The organism is Pseudescherichia sp., assembly GCF_031998825.1.
Lineage (GTDB): Bacteria > Pseudomonadota > Gammaproteobacteria > Enterobacterales > Enterobacteriaceae > Pseudescherichia.
On the sequence record NZ_DAMACX010000003.1, the window covers coordinates 59,051 to 77,444 of the forward strand.

An 18,394-nucleotide genomic window follows, 5' to 3' on the forward strand; every position below is an offset into this window, starting at 1 on the left:
GTCCTGTTAACGCTGATTTTGTTTGATTGTGAGCGATACCGAGCGTAATTCGAAAATATATTTGTGGCTTAATGCGCCTTTTTGCGCATTTTTGTCATATTTCTGTAACAATCTGTGCGTGGATTCACAGTAACAATTACCGATATTCCTTAACATCGCCGCCTCGCTGGAGTGGTGAGGCACTTAAACCCCTACAAATTTAATACTTAGCCACGGAGGCTACATGCTCAGTATCTTTAAACCAGCGCCACATCAGGCGCGCCTGGGAAAGGCAGAAATCGATCCGCTTTACCGTCGTTTGCGTTGGCAAATCTTCATCGGCATCTTCTTTGGCTACGCGGCGTACTACCTGGTGCGCAAAAACTTTGCTCTTGCTATGCCTTATCTGGTGGAGCAGGGCTTTTCGCGCGGCGATCTTGGATTTGCGCTGTCGGGCATCTCCATTGCCTACGGTTTCTCCAAATTCATTATGGGCTCGGTATCCGATCGTTCTAACCCGCGCGTTTTCCTGCCTGCGGGTCTGATTCTGGCGGCAGCGGTGATGCTATTTATGGGCTTTGTACCCTGGGCGACATCAAGCATTGCCGTTATGTTTGTGCTGCTCTTCCTGTGCGGCTGGTTCCAGGGGATGGGATGGCCGCCATGCGGACGCACGATGGTTCACTGGTGGTCGCAGAAAGAGCGCGGCGGTATTGTTTCAGTGTGGAACTGCGCGCATAACGTAGGCGGCGGCATTCCGCCCCTGCTGTTCCTGCTGGGGATGGCGTGGTTCAACGACTGGAAGGCGGCGCTCTATATGCCGGCGTTTGGCGCGATTGTAGTAGCGATTATTGCCTTTGCGCTGATGCGTGATACGCCGCAGTCCCAGGGGCTGCCGCCTGTTGAAGAGTATAAAAATGATTATCCGGATGACTACAGCGAAGAGCATGAGGAGGAGCTGACCGCCAAACAGATCTTCATGAAGTACGTGCTGCCCAACAAGCTGCTGTGGTACATCGCGGTGGCAAACGTCTTTGTCTACCTGCTGCGTTACGGCATCCTCGACTGGTCGCCAACCTACCTGCGGGAGGTGAAGCACTTTGCGCTGGATAAATCCTCCTGGGCCTACTTCCTGTATGAATATGCGGGGATCCCTGGCACGCTGCTATGCGGCTGGATGTCGGATAAGGTGTTTAAAGGTAACCGTGGTGCGACGGGCGTCTTCTTTATGACGCTGGTGACTATCGCTACCGTGGTGTACTGGCTCAACCCGGCGGGTAACCCTGGCGTGGATATGGCCTGCATGATTGTTATCGGCTTCCTGATCTATGGTCCGGTAATGCTGATTGGTCTGCACGCGCTGGAGCTGGCACCGAAAAAAGCGGCAGGCACGGCGGCAGGCTTTACCGGCCTGTTTGGTTACCTGGGCGGTTCGGTCGCGGCGAGTGCTATTGTCGGCTACACCGTTGACTTCTTCGGCTGGGACGGTGGCTTCATGGTGATGATTGGCGGGAGCGTGCTGGCGGTATTACTGCTCACGGTGGTGATGTTCGGTGAAAAACGTCACCATGCGCAGGTGCTGGCGCGTCGTTAATAAGTATTAAAACAGAAAAGGGCCGCAAGGCCCTTTTTTTGTATCCAGGAAACAGGTAAGGTTCACGTAGCATTTACTTCTTACAAACCATGTAAAATCAATAGATTATGTTGATGATCCGCGCAACGATCCTGGATGACCCAGTGTGACTCTCTGTTTACCTTTTTTCACTATTTAACGCTAAATATTGCTGTTAACGTCGAATAATAATTTATTTACATGTACGGTGGCGTGAAAAAATAAGCGCCGGGCTGTATGTTGAAAGTATTCACTATCGCCATATAATCGTTCTTATTATCAGTACGACTTATGAAATAAGGATCGAACGGCACTCTACGGACAGTTTTAAAAGATATGAGTAAAGATACGATGGGATATCGGCTATACGGTTACGTAATAGGCAAAGAAATTCACTTTGAAATTGAAAACCGAAGGCTTTATCGCCTGCCGCAGGGACACGCCGATAAATCGTTTATCTTTGGCTCGGTATTATTTAACCATACGATGCTGCATCTTTTTGTTTATCTATTACAGCATGCCCGTCATACGACGGTGCCGCGCGAAGAGCTGCTGCGCGTGGTGTGGGAAGAGAACGATCTGGTGCCGTCGAGCCAGCGTCTGTGGCAGGTATTAAAAAATCTTAACCGACGCCTTAGCCTGCTGGGATTACCGGATGATTTTATCGTCAACGTCAGGGGAAGCGGCTATATCATTAACTACGTTGATATTACGCCAATCTATTACAGGGTCAGTGAACTCCAGCGCAGCCCTGAGAAAATAACGGAGAGTTAGCTATTCCGGCGTGAGTGATGTCAACCCGGAAATTTATCCCTGAACATATATATGCTCAGGGATTTTTTATATTTTTCGGCTGCTAATTACAGGTCGAGTTCGATATCGCCCATTGCACGACAGCAGCAGGGGAGGATCTCCCCTGCCTGAATAAAGGCCAGCGGCTCGGTGAGCCACTCAACCTGGCCAGCAAGCAGGCGGGTGCGGCAGGAGCCGCAGTAGCCCTCCCGGCACTGATACTCAACCTTGACCTTGTGGAACTCCAGCGCTGCCAGCAGCGACGGATGTTCATCCTGGCACAGCAGCTGTGCGCCAGTGATGCGCAGCGTCACCGCTCCCATCAGAGCTGGAAATCGCTGAGATCGTCGGTGTTCACTTCCGAATCGATCTGGCCCACCAGATAGGAGCTAACTTCAACTTCCTGCGGTGCAACCTGCACGTTGTCGGAGACCAGCCAGGTGTTGATCCACGGGATCGGGTTCGAGCGGGTTTTAAACGGCAGATCCAGACCCACCGCCTGCATGCGGATATTGGTGATGTACTCCACGTACTGGCAGAGAATATCTTTGTTCAGGCCGATCATTGAGCCGCCCTGGAAGAGATACTCTGCCCACTCTTTCTCCTGCTGTGCCGCCTGCACGAAGAGATCGTAAGACGCCTGCTTGCACTCTTCAGCGATCTCCGCCATCTCCGGATCGTCTACGCCGCTGCGCAGCAGATTCAGCATATGCTGGGTGCCGGTCAGGTGCAGGGCTTCGTCGCGGGCGATCAGACGGATGATCTTGGCGTTGCCTTCCATCAGCTCGCGCTCGGCGAAGGCGAAGGAGCAGGCGAAGCTGACGTAGAAGCGGATAGCTTCCAGCGCGTTAACGCTCATCAGGCAGAGGTAGAGCTTCTTCTTCAGCTCGCGCAGGTTCACGGTCACGGTCTGGCCGTTGACGGTATGCGTCCCTTCGCCCAGCAGGTGCCAGTAGCTGGTCAGTTGGATCAGATCGTCATAGAAGTGGGAGATACCCTCTGCACGCTTGAGGATCTGCTCGTTGGTAACGATATCATCGAAGACGATCGCCGGATCGTTAACGATGTTACGGATAATATGGGTGTAGGAGCGCGAGTGGATGGTCTCGGAAAACGCCCAGGTTTCGACCCACGTCTCCAGCTCAGGGATAGAGATCAGCGGCAGCAGGGCCACGTTCGGGCTGCGGCCCTGAATGGAGTCCAGCAGCGTCTGATACTTCAGGTTGCTGAGGAAGATATGCTTTTCATGCTCCGGCAGCGCCTGGAAGTCGATGCGGTCGCGCGAGACGTCAACCTCTTCCGGACGCCAGAAGAAGGAGAGCTGTTTCTCAATCAGCTTTTCGAAGATGTCATATTTTTGCTGATCGTAGCGGGCGACGTTGACCGACTGGCCGAAAAACATCGGCTCTTTCAGCTGATCGTTCTTCGTCTGTGAAAAGGTGGTGTATGCCATGAATGGAAGTCCTGTCAAAAATGGTAGCGCCCGGCGGCGCAGAGCTTGCCGGGCCTACAATACCCTGTAGGCCGGGTAAGCGAAGCGCCACCCGGCTAAATGATATCAAATCTTACATGCGCCGCTTTCGCAGCCGTCGTCCTGAATAGAAGGCACCAGGTCATCCTGCGCATCTTCCGCACCGTCACGGGTGTTCTGATAGTACAGGGTCTTGACGCCAAACTTATAGGCGGTGAGCAGATCCTTCAGCAGCTGCTGCATCGGCACTTTGCCAGACGGGAAGCGGGACGGATCGTAGTTGGTATTCGCAGAGATCGACTGGTCGATAAACTTCTGCATGATACCTACCAGCTGGAGGTAACCGTCGTTATTCGGCATCTCCCACAGCAGCTCATAGTTGTTTTTCAGGTGCTCATAGTCCGGCACCACCTGGCGCAGGATGCCATCTTTTGATGCTTTAATGCTCACGTGGCCGCGCGGCGGCTCAATGCCGTTGGTGGCGTTAGAGATCTGCGACGAGGTCTCGGACGGCATCAGCGCAGAGAGCGTGGAGTTACGCAGGCCGTGCGTCTTGATGGACTGACGCAGCGCTTCCCAGTTGTAGTGCAGCGGCTCATCGGTAATGCCGTCGAGATCCTTTTTATAGGTGTCGGTCGGCAGAATACCTTGCGCATAGGTGGTCTCGTTGAACCACGGGCACGCGCCTTGCTCTTTTGCCAGCTCGTTAGAGGCCTTCAGCAGGAAGTACTGAATGGCTTCAAAGGTCTGGTGAGTCAGGTTGTTGGCGCTGCCGTCGGAGTAGCGCTTGCCGTTTTTCGCCAGCCAGTAGGCGTAGTTGATCACGCCAATACCCAGCGTACGGCGACCCATGGCCCCGCGTTTTGCGGCCGGGATCGGGTAGTCCTGATAGTCCAGCAGGGCATCCAGCGCACGTACCGCCAGCACGGCCAGCTCTTCCAGCTCGTCCAGGCTGTTAATAGCGCCAAGGTTGAACGCCGACAGCGTGCAGAGCGCGATTTCGCCGTTCTCGTCGTTGACGTCCATCAGCGGTTTGGTCGGCAGGGCGATCTCCAGGCAGAGGTTTGACTGGCGCACCGGCGCCACCGCCGGATCGAACGGGCTGTGGGTGTTGCAGTGGTCAACGTTCTGGATGTAGATACGGCCGGTGGAGGCACGCTCCTGCATCATCAGCGAGAAGAGCTCGACCGCCTTCACGCGCTGCTTACGGATGCTTTCGTCCTGCTCGTACTGCACGTACAGGCGCTCAAACTCGTCCTGATCGGCGAAGAAGGCGTCGTACAGGCCTGGAACGTCGGACGGGCTGAAGAGGGTGATATCCTGGCCCTTCAGCAGACGGGTGTACATCAGCTTGTTGATCTGTACGCCGTAGTCCATGTGACGAACGCGGTTGCCTTCGACGCCACGGTTGTTTTTCAGCACCAGCAGGCTCTCAACTTCCAGATGCCACATCGGGTAGAAGAGCGTCGCCGCACCGCCGCGCACGCCGCCCTGGGAGCAGGACTTCACTGCGGTCTGGAAGTGCTTGTAGAACGGAATGCAGCCGGTGTGGAACGCTTCACCGCCGCGGATCGGGCTACCGAGGGCGCGAATGCGGCCCGCGTTGATGCCGATACCGGCACGCTGGGAGACATATTTCACAATCGCGCTGGAGGTGGCGTTGATGGAGTCCAGGCTGTCGCCGCACTCGATCAGCACGCAGGAGCTGAACTGGCGGGTCGGGGTGCGCACGCCGGACATGATCGGCGTCGGCAGCGAGATTTTAAAGGTCGAGACCGCGTCATAGAAACGCTTCACGTAGTCCAGACGGGTTTCACGCGGATAGTTAGAGAACAGGCACGCAGCAACCAGAATGTAGAGGAACTGGGCGCTCTCGTAGATTTCGCCCGTTACGCGGTTCTGCACCAGGTATTTCCCTTCCAGCTGCTTCACTGCCGCATAGGAGAAGGTCAGATCGCGATCGTGCTGGATGAAGCCATCCATCTGCTGGAACTCTTCTTCCGTGTAGTCTTCCAGCAGATGATTATCGTATTTACCCAGCTCAATCATCTTGCGCACGTGGTCGATCAGCACCGGCGGCTCAAACTGGCCGTAGGCTTTTTTACGCAGGTGGAAGATAGCAAGGCGGGCCGCCAGATACTGATAGTCCGGCGCATCGCGGGAGATGAGATCCGCCGCGGCTTTGATAATGGTTTCGTGGATGTCGGACGTTTTGATGCCGTCGTAGAACTGAATGTGGGAGCGCAGTTCAACCTGAGAGATCGATACGTTATTCAGCCCTTCTGCCGCCCAATCCAGCACCCGGTGGATTTTATCCAGATTGATGCGTTCAGTACGACCATCACGCTTCGTCACCAGCAGACTCTGATTCATGTACCTGTCCTTAAGAAAAAAAGTATCCCCCGCTTATCCACAGTTCGGCGCTGTGGTTAAACCTGTGGATAAATACTATATGTAGGGGGTGTTTAATGAAAACGTCACAATATGGTGAGTATTTTAGTCTGGATTCTTTTCAGTACAAGAGTTGATTTTGAGGTTAAATTGCGGTTGCGGAAAGGTAATAATCGCTAAGTCCGCGAACGATAAGGGCTACAGGAAAGTCAACGCATGCGAAAAAAAAATCTGAATGTGATCGAACGCTGAAATCTTCATCGTGCAAGTGGCAAAAGCCCATTACGCAGCCTATGGCACTGCGTAATGGTCATCACATTTTCAAATAACGTTAGCTGTTTTTTGCCTGAGTATGCAGCATGTAGTTCACGTCAACGCCCGGGGCCAGCTTGAAGCGATCGGTAAGCGGATTGTAGTGCAGGCCGATCATGTGCCGCTCCTGCAGCGGGGTAGGATCGATCCAGCCAATCAGCTCGGCGGGCTTAATAAACTTCTTCACGTCGTGCGTGCCTTTCGGCACCATGCGCAGCACGTACTCTGCGCCGACAATCGCCAGCAGCCAGGCTTTACCGCTGCGGTTAAGCGTCGAGAAGAAGACGTGGCCGCCCGGTTTAACGAGGCGGGCGCAGGCGTGGACTACCGACTGCGGATCGGGCACGTGCTCCAGCATCTCCATGCAGGTCACGACATCATACTGTCCCGCCTGCTTTGCCGCATGCTCCTCAACCGTCTCCTGGACGTAGTCGACATGAATGCCGGACTCCAGGGCGTGCAGGCGAGCAACCTGCAATGGCTCAAAGCCCATATCGAGGCCGCTGACGTTCGCGCCTTCCCGGGCCATGCTCTCGGCCAGAATGCCGCCGCCGCAGCCGACATCCAGCACTTTTTTGCCAAACAGGCCGCCGACGCGCTCGGCGATATAGCCCAGGCGCAGGGGGTTGATACGATGCAGCGGCTTAAACTCGCCTTCGGTATCCCACCAGCGTGACGCCACGGCTTCAAATTTGGCGATCTCTTCATAGTCAACGTTTTGAGCCACCGGCGGTTTTTCAGCATTCATTGGCGCTTTTACTCCTTAATCAATCAGTGCATTGAGTATATCAGGAGAGAAGTATCAATAAAGCACCAGCGGGGGTGTTTCCTTTACCGGAATGACGGCGGCTGTGTTATAATTTGCGACCTTTGAATCCGGGATACAGTAGAGGGATAGCGGTTAGATGAGCGACCTTGCGAGAGAAATTACACCGGTTAACATCGAGGAAGAGCTGAAGAGCTCCTATCTGGACTATGCGATGTCGGTCATTGTTGGCCGTGCGCTGCCAGACGTCCGCGATGGCCTGAAACCGGTACACCGTCGCGTACTATACGCCATGAACGTATTGGGCAATGACTGGAATAAAGCCTACAAAAAATCTGCCCGTGTCGTTGGTGACGTAATCGGTAAATACCATCCCCATGGTGACACGGCGGTGTATGACACCATCGTCCGTATGGCGCAGCCGTTTTCGCTGCGTTACATGCTGGTCGATGGCCAGGGTAACTTCGGCTCGGTAGACGGCGACTCCGCCGCGGCGATGCGTTATACGGAAATCCGTATGTCGAAAATTGCCCACGAGCTGATGGCCGATCTGGAAAAAGAGACGGTCGATTTCGTTGATAACTACGACGGTACCGAAAGAATTCCGGACGTCATGCCAACCAAAATCCCGAACCTGCTGGTTAACGGCGCGTCCGGTATCGCAGTCGGTATGGCAACCAACATTCCGCCACACAACCTGACGGAAGTGATCAACGGCTGCCTGGCCTACATCGACGATGAGAACATCAGCGTTGAAGGGCTGATGGAGCACATTCCGGGGCCGGACTTCCCGACGGCGGCGATCATTAACGGTCGTCGCGGTATCGAAGAGGCCTATCGCACCGGCCGCGGCAAGATCTACATTCGCGCACGCGCGGAAGTTGAAGCCGATGCGAAAACCGGTCGTGAAACCATTATCGTGCACGAAATCCCGTACCAGGTGAACAAAGCGCGCCTGATCGAGAAGATTGCCGAGCTGGTGAAAGACAAACGCGTCGAGGGCATCAGCGCCCTGCGCGACGAGTCCGATAAAGACGGCATGCGCATCGTGATTGAGATCAAACGCGACGCGGTAGGTGAGGTGGTGCTGAACAACCTCTACTCCCAGACGCAGCTGCAGGTCTCCTTCGGCATCAACATTGTTGCGCTGCACCACGGCCAGCCAAAGATCATGAACCTGAAAGATATTCTTTCCGCGTTCGTGCGTCACCGCCGCGAAGTGGTGACCCGCCGTACCATTTTTGAACTGCGTAAAGCCCGCGACCGTGCGCACATCCTTGAAGCGCTGGCGGTTGCGCTGGCTAACATCGATCCGATTATCGAGCTGATCCGCCGTGCGCCGACCCCGGCCGAAGCGAAGGCAGGGCTGGTGGCGCAGGCGTGGGATCTGGGCAACGTGGCGGCCATGCTGGCAGGCGCCGGCGATGACGCCGCACGTCCGGAGTGGCTGGAGCCGGAGTTCGGCGTACGCGACGGTAAGTACTACCTGACCGAGCAGCAGGCTCAGGCGATCCTGGACCTGCGTCTGCAGAAGCTGACCGGCCTGGAGCACGAGAAGCTGCTTGACGAGTACAAAGAGCTGCTGGCGCAGATCGCCGAGCTGCTGCACATTCTCGGCAGCGCCGATCGTCTGATGGAGGTGATCCGCGAGGAGCTGGAGCTGGTCCGCGACCAGTTTGGCGACGCGCGCCGCACCGAAATCACCGCGAACAGCGCCGATATCAATATCGAAGATCTGATCAGCCAGGAAGACGTGGTGGTCACGCTGTCGCACCAGGGCTACGTTAAGTACCAGCCGCTGACCGACTACGAGGCCCAGCGCCGCGGCGGTAAAGGTAAGTCTGCCGCCCGCATAAAAGAAGAGGACTTTATCGACCGTCTGCTGGTGGCCAACACCCACGACACGATCCTCTGCTTCTCCAGCCGGGGCCGTCTCTACTGGATGAAGGTCTACCAGCTGCCGGAAGCGAGCCGTGGTGCGCGCGGTCGTCCGATCGTCAACCTGCTGCCGCTGGAAGCCAACGAGCGTATCACCGCTATTCTGCCGGTGCGCGAGTATGAAGAGGGCGTCAACGTCTTTATGGCGACCGCCAGCGGTACGGTGAAGAAAACGGCGCTGACCGAGTTCAGCCGTCCGCGTTCCGCCGGGATCATCGCGGTGAACCTGAACGACGGCGACGAGCTGATTGGCGTTGACCTGACTTCCGGCGACGACGAAGTGATGCTCTTCTCCGCTGCCGGTAAAGTGGTGCGCTTCAAAGATAACGCGGTGCGTGCGATGGGCCGTACGGCTACCGGCGTGCGCGGTATCAAGCTGGCCGGCGTTGACAAGGTCGTCTCCCTGATCATTCCACGTGGCGAAGGCGCTATCTTGACCGTGACGCAGAACGGCTACGGTAAACGCACGGCGCAGGAAGAGTACCCCACCAAGTCGCGTGGTACCCAGGGCGTTATCTCTATCAAGGTTACCGAGCGTAACGGCTCCGTTGTGGGCGCGGTACAGGTCGACGACTGCGACCAGATCATGATGATCACCGATGCCGGTACCCTCGTACGTACCCGCGTGTCGGAGATCAGCGTGGTTGGGCGTAACACCCAGGGCGTGATCCTCATCCGCACGGCGGAAGATGAGAACGTGGTGGGTCTGCAGCGCGTGGCCGAGCCGGTAGATGACGAAGAGCTGGACGCTATCGACGGTACGGTTGCCGAGGGCGATGACGATATCGCCCCGGAAACCGAAGCTGACGATGATGCAGCGGATGACGGCGAAGAGTAATTCGGCGCATTAAGTCAGAGCATTGATGAAAGGGCCGGCAATCCGGCCCTTTTTCTTTGCGGTCTGCCCGTTTTACCGCTACCTTATCGACATCCTTTTGTGACCCTGACGGCGGAGCATCGCCACGTTGAAATACCTCGTCTCTTTTCGAACCACTCTCAAAGTTTCACGCTACCTGTTCCGGGCGCTGGCACTGCTGCTCTGGCTGCTGATTGTCCTCTGTTCGGTGTTCTACATCGTTAACGCCCTGCACCAGAAAGAGTCTGAAATCCGTAAGGAGTTTAATCTCAGCTCCGATCAGGCCCAGCGCTATATTCAGCGCACCTCAGACGTGATGAAAGAGCTCAAGTACATCGCAGAAAATCGCCTGACGGCAGAGAACGGCATCATGGCCTCTCGCGTGCAGAGTGCGCAGAACGACGTCCCCGATTTTCAACCGCTGTTCCCGGACTCCGACTGCTCGGCGATGGGTACGGCATGGCGCGGCTCGCTGGAGTCGCTGGCGTGGTTTATGCGCTACTGGCGAGATAACTTCTCTGCCGCCTACGATCTCAACCGGGTATTTTTGATTGGCAGCGTCAACCTCTGCATGGCCGACTTCGGCCTGCGCGACGTGCCGCTGGAGCGTGAGAGTGCCCTGAAAAACCTGCACGAGCGCATCCTGAAATACCGCAACGCCCCGCAGGAAGAGCGCGGCAACAACATCTTCTGGATAAGCCAGGGCGCGCGTCCCGGCATCGGCTACTTCTACGCCCTGACGCCGGTCTACCTGGCCAACCGCCTGCAGGCGCTGCTGGGCGTTGAGCAGTCTATCCGCATGGATAACTTCTTTACGCCGGGCAGCCTGCCAATAAGCGTGACCATTCTGGACGAGAACGGCCACGCGCTGATCTCCCTGACCGGGCCGGATAACCGTCCGGAGATCGATCCGCGCTGGATGCAGGAGCGCTCCTGGTTTGGCTACACCTCCGGCTTCCGCGATCTGGTGCTGAAGAAGAGCCTGCAACCCTCCTCCCTGAGCGTGGTCTACTCGGTGCCGGTGGATCTGGTGCTGGAGCATATCCGCATGCTGATCCTCAACGCGGTGCTGCTTAACGTGCTGGTAGGGATCGCGCTCTTTACCCTGGCGCGGATGTACGAGCGGCGCATCTTTATTCCGGCGGAGGTAGATGCCCAGCGTCTTGAAGAGCATGAGCAGTTCAACCGTAAGATTGTTGCCTCCGCCCCGGTGGGGATCTGTATTTTACGTACTCAGGATGGCACCAACATTCTGAGTAACGAGCTGGCGCATAACTACCTCAATATGCTGACCCACGAGGATCGGCAGCGGCTGACGCAGATTATCTGTGGTCAGCAGGTCAACTTTGTCGATGTGCTTACCAGCAACAACACCAATCTGCAGATCAGCTTTGTTCACTCGCGCTATCGCAATGAGAACGTGGCTATCTGCGTGCTGGTGGATGTCTCCGCCCGCGTCAAAATGGAGGAGTCGCTGCAGGATATGGCCCAGGCGGCGGAGCAGGCGAGCCAGTCGAAGTCGATGTTCCTGGCGACCGTTAGCCACGAGCTGCGCACGCCGCTCTACGGTATTATCGGTAACCTCGATCTGCTGCAAACCAAGGCGCTGCCGAAAGGGGTAGATCGCCTGGTGACGGCTATGAACAACTCCTCCAGCCTGCTGCTGAAGATCATCAGCGATATTCTCGACTTCTCAAAAATTGAGTCCGAGCAGCTGAAGATCGAGCCACGTGAGTTCTCCCCGCGCGAGGTGATGAACCATATCACCGCTAACTACCTGCCGCTGGTGGTGCGCAAGCAGCTCGGGCTGTACTGCTTTATCGATCCGGACGTGCCGGTGATGATGCAGGGCGATCCGATGCGCCTTCAGCAGGTGATCTCTAATCTGCTGAGCAACGCCATCAAGTTTACCGACGTAGGCTGTATCGTGCTTCATGTGCAGCGGGTAGGGGAGTATCTCTCTATTCAGGTGCGTGATACCGGCGTCGGCATTCCGGCCAAAGAGGTGGTTCGCCTGTTCGATCCCTTCTTCCAGGTGGGCACCGGCGTACAGCGCAACTTCCAGGGCACCGGGCTGGGACTCGCCATCTGCGAGAAGCTGATCAGCATGATGGATGGTGATATCGCGGTGGATACCGAGCCGGGCATGGGGAGCCAGTTTACTCTGCGCATCCCGCTCTACTCTGCCCAGTCGCCGCAGGTGATTGACGTTGACGGCCTGGCTAACACGCGCTGCTGGCTGGCGATCCGTAACGCCTCGCTGTGCAGCTTCGTGGAGTCGCTGCTGGCGCGCAACGGCATTCGTGCCGAGCGCTACGAAGGGCAGACTCCGGATGCAGACGATATGCTGCTTACCGATGATGCCCTCGACCAACCCTGGCAGGGCAGGGCGGCGGTGATCTTCTGCCGTCGGCATATCGGCATTCCGCAGGAGCGCAAGCCTGGCGAGTGGACGCACAGCGTGGCATCACCCCATGAGCTGCTGGCCCTGCTGGCACGCATCTACAGCGTTAAGGTGGATACCAGCGAAACCGCGCCGGTGCTCTCCGCTGCCGGGACGCAGGACGCCCACAATGATGACATGATGATTCTGGTGGTGGACGATCACCCGATCAACCGACGGCTGCTTGCCGATCAGCTTGGCTCCCTGGGCTACCAGTGCAAAACTGCCAACGACGGTGTGGATGCCCTGAACGTGCTGAGCAAAAACCATATCGATATCATCCTGAGCGACGTTAACATGCCAAATATGGATGGCTACCGCCTGACGCAGCGCATTCGTCAGCTGGGGCTGACCCTACCGGTGGTGGGCGTGACGGCTAACGCGCTGGCGGAAGAGAAGCAGCGCTGCCTGGAGTCGGGCATGGATAGCTGTCTGTCGAAACCGGTCACGCTGGACGTGCTGGAGCAGACGCTGGCGATCTACGCGGAGCGGGTGAGAAAATCGCGGGGATAGAAAATGTAGGCCGGGCAAGCGTCAGCGCCGCCCGGCTTAACGTTCAGAGAGGATTAATCTTTGTCCGCCGGGCTCAGGGTCACGGAGGAGAGATAGTTCAGCAGGGCGATATCGTTATCCACCCCCAGCTTCATCATTGCCGATTTCTTCTGGCTGCTGATGGTTTTAATGCTGCGGTTCAGCTTCTTGGCGATCTCGGTAACGAGGAAACCTTCGGCGAACAGACGCAGCACTTCGCTCTCTTTCGGTGACAGACGTTTGTCGCCGTAGCCGCCAGCGCTGATCTTCTCCAGCAGGCGAGAGACGCTCTCCGGGGTAAACTTCTTCCCTTTCTGCAGCGAGGCCAGCGCTTTCGGCAGGTCCGTTGGCGCGCCCTGTTTCAGGACAATCCCTTCGATATCCAGCTCCAGCACCGCGCTGAGGATGGCCGGGTTGTTGTTCATGGTCAGCACGATCACCGACAGGTTCGGGAAGTGGCGCTTGATGTATTTAATCAGGGTAATGCCGTCGCCATATTTGTCACCGGGCATGGAGAGATCGGTGATCAGGACATGCGCATCCAGTTTTGGCAGGTTATTGATAAGCTGTGTTGAGTCTTCAAATTCACCGACTACATTCACCCACTCGATCTGTTCAAGTGACTTGCGAATACCGAACAGTACAATCGGATGGTCATCGGCAATAATTACGTTCATATTGTTCATGTATAAGGCTACCTTGCTACAGCAAGCTTTTGACGTAGGCGTCAATGTCGCTGATATATTTTTCTATGCCTGAAACATCTTTCTCACGAATTAAATGTTCCAGCGTTTCACATAATTGCTTGCCGGGAACCAAATTTAGCATGGCAAACACCCCTTTGAGGCGGTGCGCTGTCTGTGCCAGCGCCGCGAAATCGCTTACAGCCGCTTCAGTATACAACCTCTTAACATCGTCGGGTACTGTATCGACAAACAGCGCATAATAGCCGCTGGCATGCAGTTCGGCATTTTCATTCCCGCCCATCGGTGAGGGCGAGACCTCATCCTGCGCCAGCTGTTCTTCGATAAGTTGCAGTATCGCTTCCTGCATCGCATTACTGATATTGAAATTCACGCGCAGCTGGCCGGGGCCAATTTTCCGCACGGCGGCCTCATCATCGCTTAAAAGCAAGCCTGAGGCTGTAAGATTAGACGGATTATCCGTTAAAAAGAGATCGTACTCTTGACTTATTAATCTCTCATCCGGCGTGATGCAGCTTGCTCCCCAATTTTCCAGCTGGCGAACCACGATATGACGAATTTCGTTGGAGGTAATATCGATCATCGCTACGACGTCATCCAACAGCTTCTCTTCAGATTCAACCTCCTGCGCCTGGGCCGCCATCTTCACATGCAGCGTATAGCGGGTGCCTAAGCTTTCGCGTGCTTTAATGTTCAGATGTCCACCAAGCTTGCGCGCCAGCTGATCGCACAGCCAGAAGGTGAGGGCATTGGCTTTGCCGTAGCGATCGCTCTGGGTATCGTTGAGGAACGGGAAGTGCAGGTTGTCCACTTCGCTGGCCGTGACCCCTTCGCCGGTATCGAGGATACGGAAGGTCAGGCGATCGTCCGCCGACTCGTCGGTATCAACCTCAAGGGTAATTTTGCCGATCTGGGTGGTGGTCACCGCATACTGGATCAGCATCAGCAGGATGCGTCTCAGCGCCTCGCGATCGCCGTGCCGCTCTTCGTTAGCGGGCAGGTTATTATTAATCAGCAGCTGCAGGCCTTTACGCTTGATGGTCGGCAGCACCTCGGGCACCACTTCATCAATCAGATCCTGAATCGAGAACTGGGTCAGCGTTCCCTTCCAGCTGTCGGTCTCCAGCATGTTTGCCAGCTGAATATCTTCAACCAGCTGCACCAGCGTCTGGGCATGATGCGTCAGATGGCGGCTCTCTTCGCTGTCGATCGCCGCAGCCTCACCGGCAAGCGTCTTAGCCGGCAGGCTTAGCGCCTCGCCAATATGCTGCATAAACGCCGAGCGGCCCTGCTGGTTTTTCTCATACAGACGCTGAGCCTGCTTGAGTTTTTTGTTAACCAGCACCTCCCGGTCCTGATCGCGAATAATAAAGATCTGCGTTCTCGGCACCACCTGACTGCGGAACTGCCGGATCTCATACAGCTCGTTGTTCACCGTTGCCTGGATAACCCCCTGGTGCTGATCCGCCATGCTGGTGATGTTTTGCAGGTTCAGATGGGGCAGCAGGTGATCTGCGATCTTGTTGCTGATGACCGTCCGGTTGGCCTCCTGGTCGTGCACCAGCAGCCCCAGCGGCAGAACCGAGACAATCTCTTCGTTTAGCGCCCGCAGCAGGCGCAGCTCGTTATTTGCACCCGGCGAGGACTGGCCGTCGAGCTGGCGGCCCGGCTGATGGCGGAAGGTCGTAAAGCCAAACAGCGCCAGCGCCAGCAGGCCAATATTGAGCAGCAGCGGCAGGACGATATTCTGTAATGTCTCCAGCAGCAGGGTACCGAAAGGCACTTGCCACACCAGACGCATATCCGTTGAGTTCAGCGACGAGGAGATCTCAATCTTCGCCCCGCTAAAGTTGACCGAGACGCTGTCTGCCGTCTCCTTGTCCGAGGCGCGCAGGGGAGTAGGGCCGTTATCCGGCTCGAGGCGGAAGCTGTCCATCGGCATGCCGGGAGGGATGAGATCGTTAATCGGCAGATCGAACGCCACCACCGTCGCCAGATGGCCCGGCTGGTTAAAGGTGGTACGCAGGGTAAAGTAGTAACCGTTTTGCCAGCTCAGGCTGCGCAGCGGGGAGAAGCTCTCCCGCTCGTCGAGAGCGTTAGCCTGCTGCAGCATCTCTGCCCGGCGTGAGTCGACGATATTATCAATGGTCGACTCCTTGAAGCCCGAAGAGAGATCCTTCAGCGGCAGGGTAGAGACCAGGATCATGCTGTTATCCTGGCCGTTAAGATAGTACATCGACCAGGGCACGGTCTCTGCGCCCCATAGCGTGTCAAGGTAGGTAGAGATGCGCTGCGTCATCTCAAGGGTTGAGCCGTCGTGGGAGCCGAAGATCAGCGCTTCGGTTTTACGTCGTGGTTTCTCAAGATAGTAGACGTCCTGCTTCAGACGCGTCTCCTGGAGACCGTCAGCGGGAGCGGCAGGGGCGGCAGCGATATTGTCGTAGATCTGCCACGTTGCATAGCGCCAGGTATCGACCCGCTTGTGCATCGCATGGGTGATATCGACGATTTGATAGCTCTTATCTTTCAGCCATGCATTAACGGCGCTTTGCACCATGACGCCCAGGGTTACCAGCAGAACGATAATCAGTAATAGAAAGAAACGGGTAATGTTGCCTGGTATCAGGGAAAACTTGCCAGGGATCATGCTGTCGGATCGACTCATCAGTGTGTCATCAGGCTGGTAAAAGTTATGCTACTTGGTGGCGTACAGCAGGCAGTATAAAGGGTAATGCCTGAATTTCCAGACTCTCTTCACGTCTGGCGAGAAACTGAACGGCATAAAAGAGACTTTAACACAGCGAAGCGGTAAACCTGTACAGGGTTTAGGCAGCGGTATAAATAACCATCGATGAGAGCAGCGAAATAGCACGAAATAACAAGATATTGCTTATGTTTTTGGCGTAGTGAATTTTGCTTACTTTCCGTCATCATTAGTTAATAGTCGTTATGATTTCAGGGCGGTAGCATAAAATTGAGCGGGCAACGTAAAGAAAGGTAAAAAAAAGCCGAATGCAGAGCATCCGGCGAGAATTGGGGTAAACGGACATTCAGAGTCGAATGACGGTAATAAATAAAAGTTAATGATGATAGCGAGGGTTATTTTAGTAGCCAATCCGCGATTTGTTTTGTCTTTCAGTGCTATGACCGCTAAATCATACAAACTAATGATTTTTATGTAGAAATATTATTTCTTGATTATTGATGCTTTATTTTTTAGCTATTCGTGCCAGCAAAAGTTCCCCAATATTTACAAAATGAAACATCTATCTATCTAACTGAAACATATTAAAAGTTTTAGTAGCATTTTCTTGTTGGATTATTCTGTATTTTTTAGGAGAATGGCTTGGCCGACTGATTTGACGCTCAATCAGTAAGCAGTGGCAATAATAAAAGCATATAAATGAGGGTTAATAACATGAAAGTTAAAGTACTGTCCCTCCTGGTACCGGCTCTGCTGGTAGCAGGCGCAGCGAACGCGGCTGAAATTTACAATAAAGACGGCAACAAATTAGACCTCTACGGCAAAGTTGACGGCCTGCACTATTTCTCTGATGACGACGGTAGTGATGGCGACCAGACCTACATGCGTCTTGGCTTCAAAGGCGAAACTCAGGTTAACGATCAGGTAACCGGCTACGGCCAGTGGGAATACCAGATCCAGGGCAACACCGCTGAGAGCGAAAACCAGTCCTGGACCCGTCTGGCATTTGCCGGCGTGAAATTCGGCGACGCTGGCTCTTTCGACTACGGTCGTAACTATGGCGTAACCTATGACGTTACCGCCTGGACCGACGTGCTGCCTGAGTTCGGTGGCGATACCTACGGTGCCGACAACTTCCTGCAGTCCCGCGCTAACGGCGTGGCGACCTACCGCAGCACCGACTTCTTCGGTCTGGTTGACGGCCTGAACTTTGCTCTGCAGTACCAGGGCAAAAACGGCAGCGCCCGTGGCGAAGACGTTGGCGGCCGCAGCCTCCTGCGTCAGAACGGCGACGGCTACGGCGGCTCCCTGACCTATGACATCGGCGAAGGCTTCAGCGTCGGTGGTGCTATCACTAGCTCTAAACGTACCGCTGACCAGAACGCAATTGGCGTTTACGGTAGCGGCGATCGTGCAACCGTTTACACCGGCGGCCTGAAATACGACGCCAACAACCTGTACCTGGCAGCGCAGTACTCCCAGACCTATAACGCAACCCGTTTCGGTTCTCGTGGTGATGATCAGCCGGTATACGGCTTTGCTAACAAAGCGCAGAACTTCGAAGTGGTTGCTCAGTACCAGTTCGACTTCGGCCTGCGTCCGTCCCTCGCCTACCTGAAGTCTGAAGGCAAAGACATTAACGGCAACGGTTTCGGTGGCGCTAACTACGGCGACCAGGATCTGCTGGAGTACATCGACGTTGGCGCGACTTACTACTTCAACAAAAACATGTCTACCTACGTTGATTACAAAATCAACCTACTGGATGACAACGACTTCACCCGTCAGGCTGGTGTTAGCACGGATGATATCGTAGCGCTGGGCCTGGTTTACCAGTTCTAAGACGTTATCTGTCTGCATGAAGGGGCCGCGCAGGCCCCTTTTTTATCGACTTT

Annotated in this window: 11 protein-coding genes; 5 read left to right on the top strand and 6 right to left on the bottom strand. The window is 55.4% G+C overall.

Going from position 1 to position 18,394, the window contains the following annotated elements; all coding sequences use genetic code 11:
• The first annotated feature begins 223 nt into the window (after window positions 1-223).
• Both glpT and RTP97_RS02240 read left to right on the top strand, forming a co-directional pair.
• On the top strand, window positions 224-1,573 hold the full coding sequence (glpT, locus tag RTP97_RS02235; RefSeq protein ID WP_312410467.1) for a glycerol-3-phosphate transporter: 1,350 nt from the start codon (window positions 224-226) through the stop codon (window positions 1,571-1,573).
• 354 nt (window positions 1,574-1,927) lie between these two features.
• Entirely contained in the window at window positions 1,928-2,365 is a 438-nt protein-coding gene (locus RTP97_RS02240) for a helix-turn-helix domain-containing protein (RefSeq protein ID WP_312410469.1), read from the top strand.
• A gap of 86 nt (window positions 2,366-2,451) precedes the next feature.
• Here the strand turns inward: RTP97_RS02240 and yfaE are convergent, their stop codons facing one another.
• From yfaE to ubiG, 4 genes are all read right to left on the bottom strand, one after another.
• The gene (gene yfaE / locus RTP97_RS02245; RefSeq protein WP_312212259.1) at window positions 2,452-2,706 is read right to left on the bottom strand and encodes a class I ribonucleotide reductase maintenance protein YfaE; all 255 of its coding nucleotides are present in this window, start codon (window positions 2,704-2,706) and stop codon (window positions 2,452-2,454) included.
• Window positions 2,706-3,836 (bottom strand): class Ia ribonucleoside-diphosphate reductase subunit beta, encoded by a 1,131-nt coding sequence (gene nrdB / locus RTP97_RS02250; protein ID WP_312410471.1) that lies wholly within the window; start codon window positions 3,834-3,836, stop codon window positions 2,706-2,708. Before nrdB ends, yfaE begins: the two co-directional genes overlap by 1 nt.
• Window positions 3,837-3,941: 105 nt before the next feature.
• The gene (nrdA, locus tag RTP97_RS02255; RefSeq protein WP_312410474.1) at window positions 3,942-6,227 is read right to left on the bottom strand and encodes a class 1a ribonucleoside-diphosphate reductase subunit alpha; all 2,286 of its coding nucleotides are present in this window, start codon (window positions 6,225-6,227) and stop codon (window positions 3,942-3,944) included.
• Between the two features lie 349 nt (window positions 6,228-6,576).
• Window positions 6,577-7,305, bottom strand: coding sequence for a bifunctional 2-polyprenyl-6-hydroxyphenol methylase/3-demethylubiquinol 3-O-methyltransferase UbiG (gene ubiG, locus RTP97_RS02260; protein ID WP_103819026.1), 729 nt, complete (start codon window positions 7,303-7,305; stop codon window positions 6,577-6,579).
• Window positions 7,306-7,462: 157 nt separating this feature from the next.
• On the opposite strand from ubiG, the gene gyrA reads away from it, so the two are divergent.
• Both gyrA and rcsC read left to right on the top strand, forming a co-directional pair.
• Complete coding sequence (gene gyrA / locus RTP97_RS02265) at window positions 7,463-10,099, top strand: DNA topoisomerase (ATP-hydrolyzing) subunit A (protein ID WP_312410476.1); 2,637 nt, start codon at window positions 7,463-7,465, stop codon at window positions 10,097-10,099.
• A 127-nt stretch (window positions 10,100-10,226) separates the two neighbouring features.
• Entirely contained in the window at window positions 10,227-13,073 is a 2,847-nt protein-coding gene (gene rcsC, locus RTP97_RS02270; protein ID WP_312410478.1) for a two-component system sensor histidine kinase RcsC, read from the top strand.
• Window positions 13,074-13,126: 53 nt separating this feature from the next.
• Here the strand turns inward: rcsC and rcsB are convergent, their stop codons facing one another.
• Together rcsB and rcsD are read right to left on the bottom strand one after the other, a co-directional pair.
• The gene (rcsB, locus tag RTP97_RS02275; protein ID WP_103819029.1) at window positions 13,127-13,777 is read right to left on the bottom strand and encodes a response regulator transcription factor RcsB; all 651 of its coding nucleotides are present in this window, start codon (window positions 13,775-13,777) and stop codon (window positions 13,127-13,129) included.
• A 16-nt stretch (window positions 13,778-13,793) separates the two neighbouring features.
• On the bottom strand, window positions 13,794-16,460 hold the full coding sequence (gene rcsD, locus RTP97_RS02280; protein ID WP_312410479.1) for a phosphotransferase RcsD: 2,667 nt from the start codon (window positions 16,458-16,460) through the stop codon (window positions 13,794-13,796).
• A gap of 753 nt (window positions 16,461-17,213) precedes the next feature.
• On the opposite strand from rcsD, the gene RTP97_RS02285 reads away from it, so the two are divergent.
• A complete protein-coding gene (locus RTP97_RS02285; protein ID WP_312410481.1) occupies window positions 17,214-18,341 on the top strand; it encodes a porin OmpC in 1,128 nt (375 codons plus the stop codon).
• The last annotated feature ends 53 nt before the right edge of the window (window positions 18,342-18,394 follow it).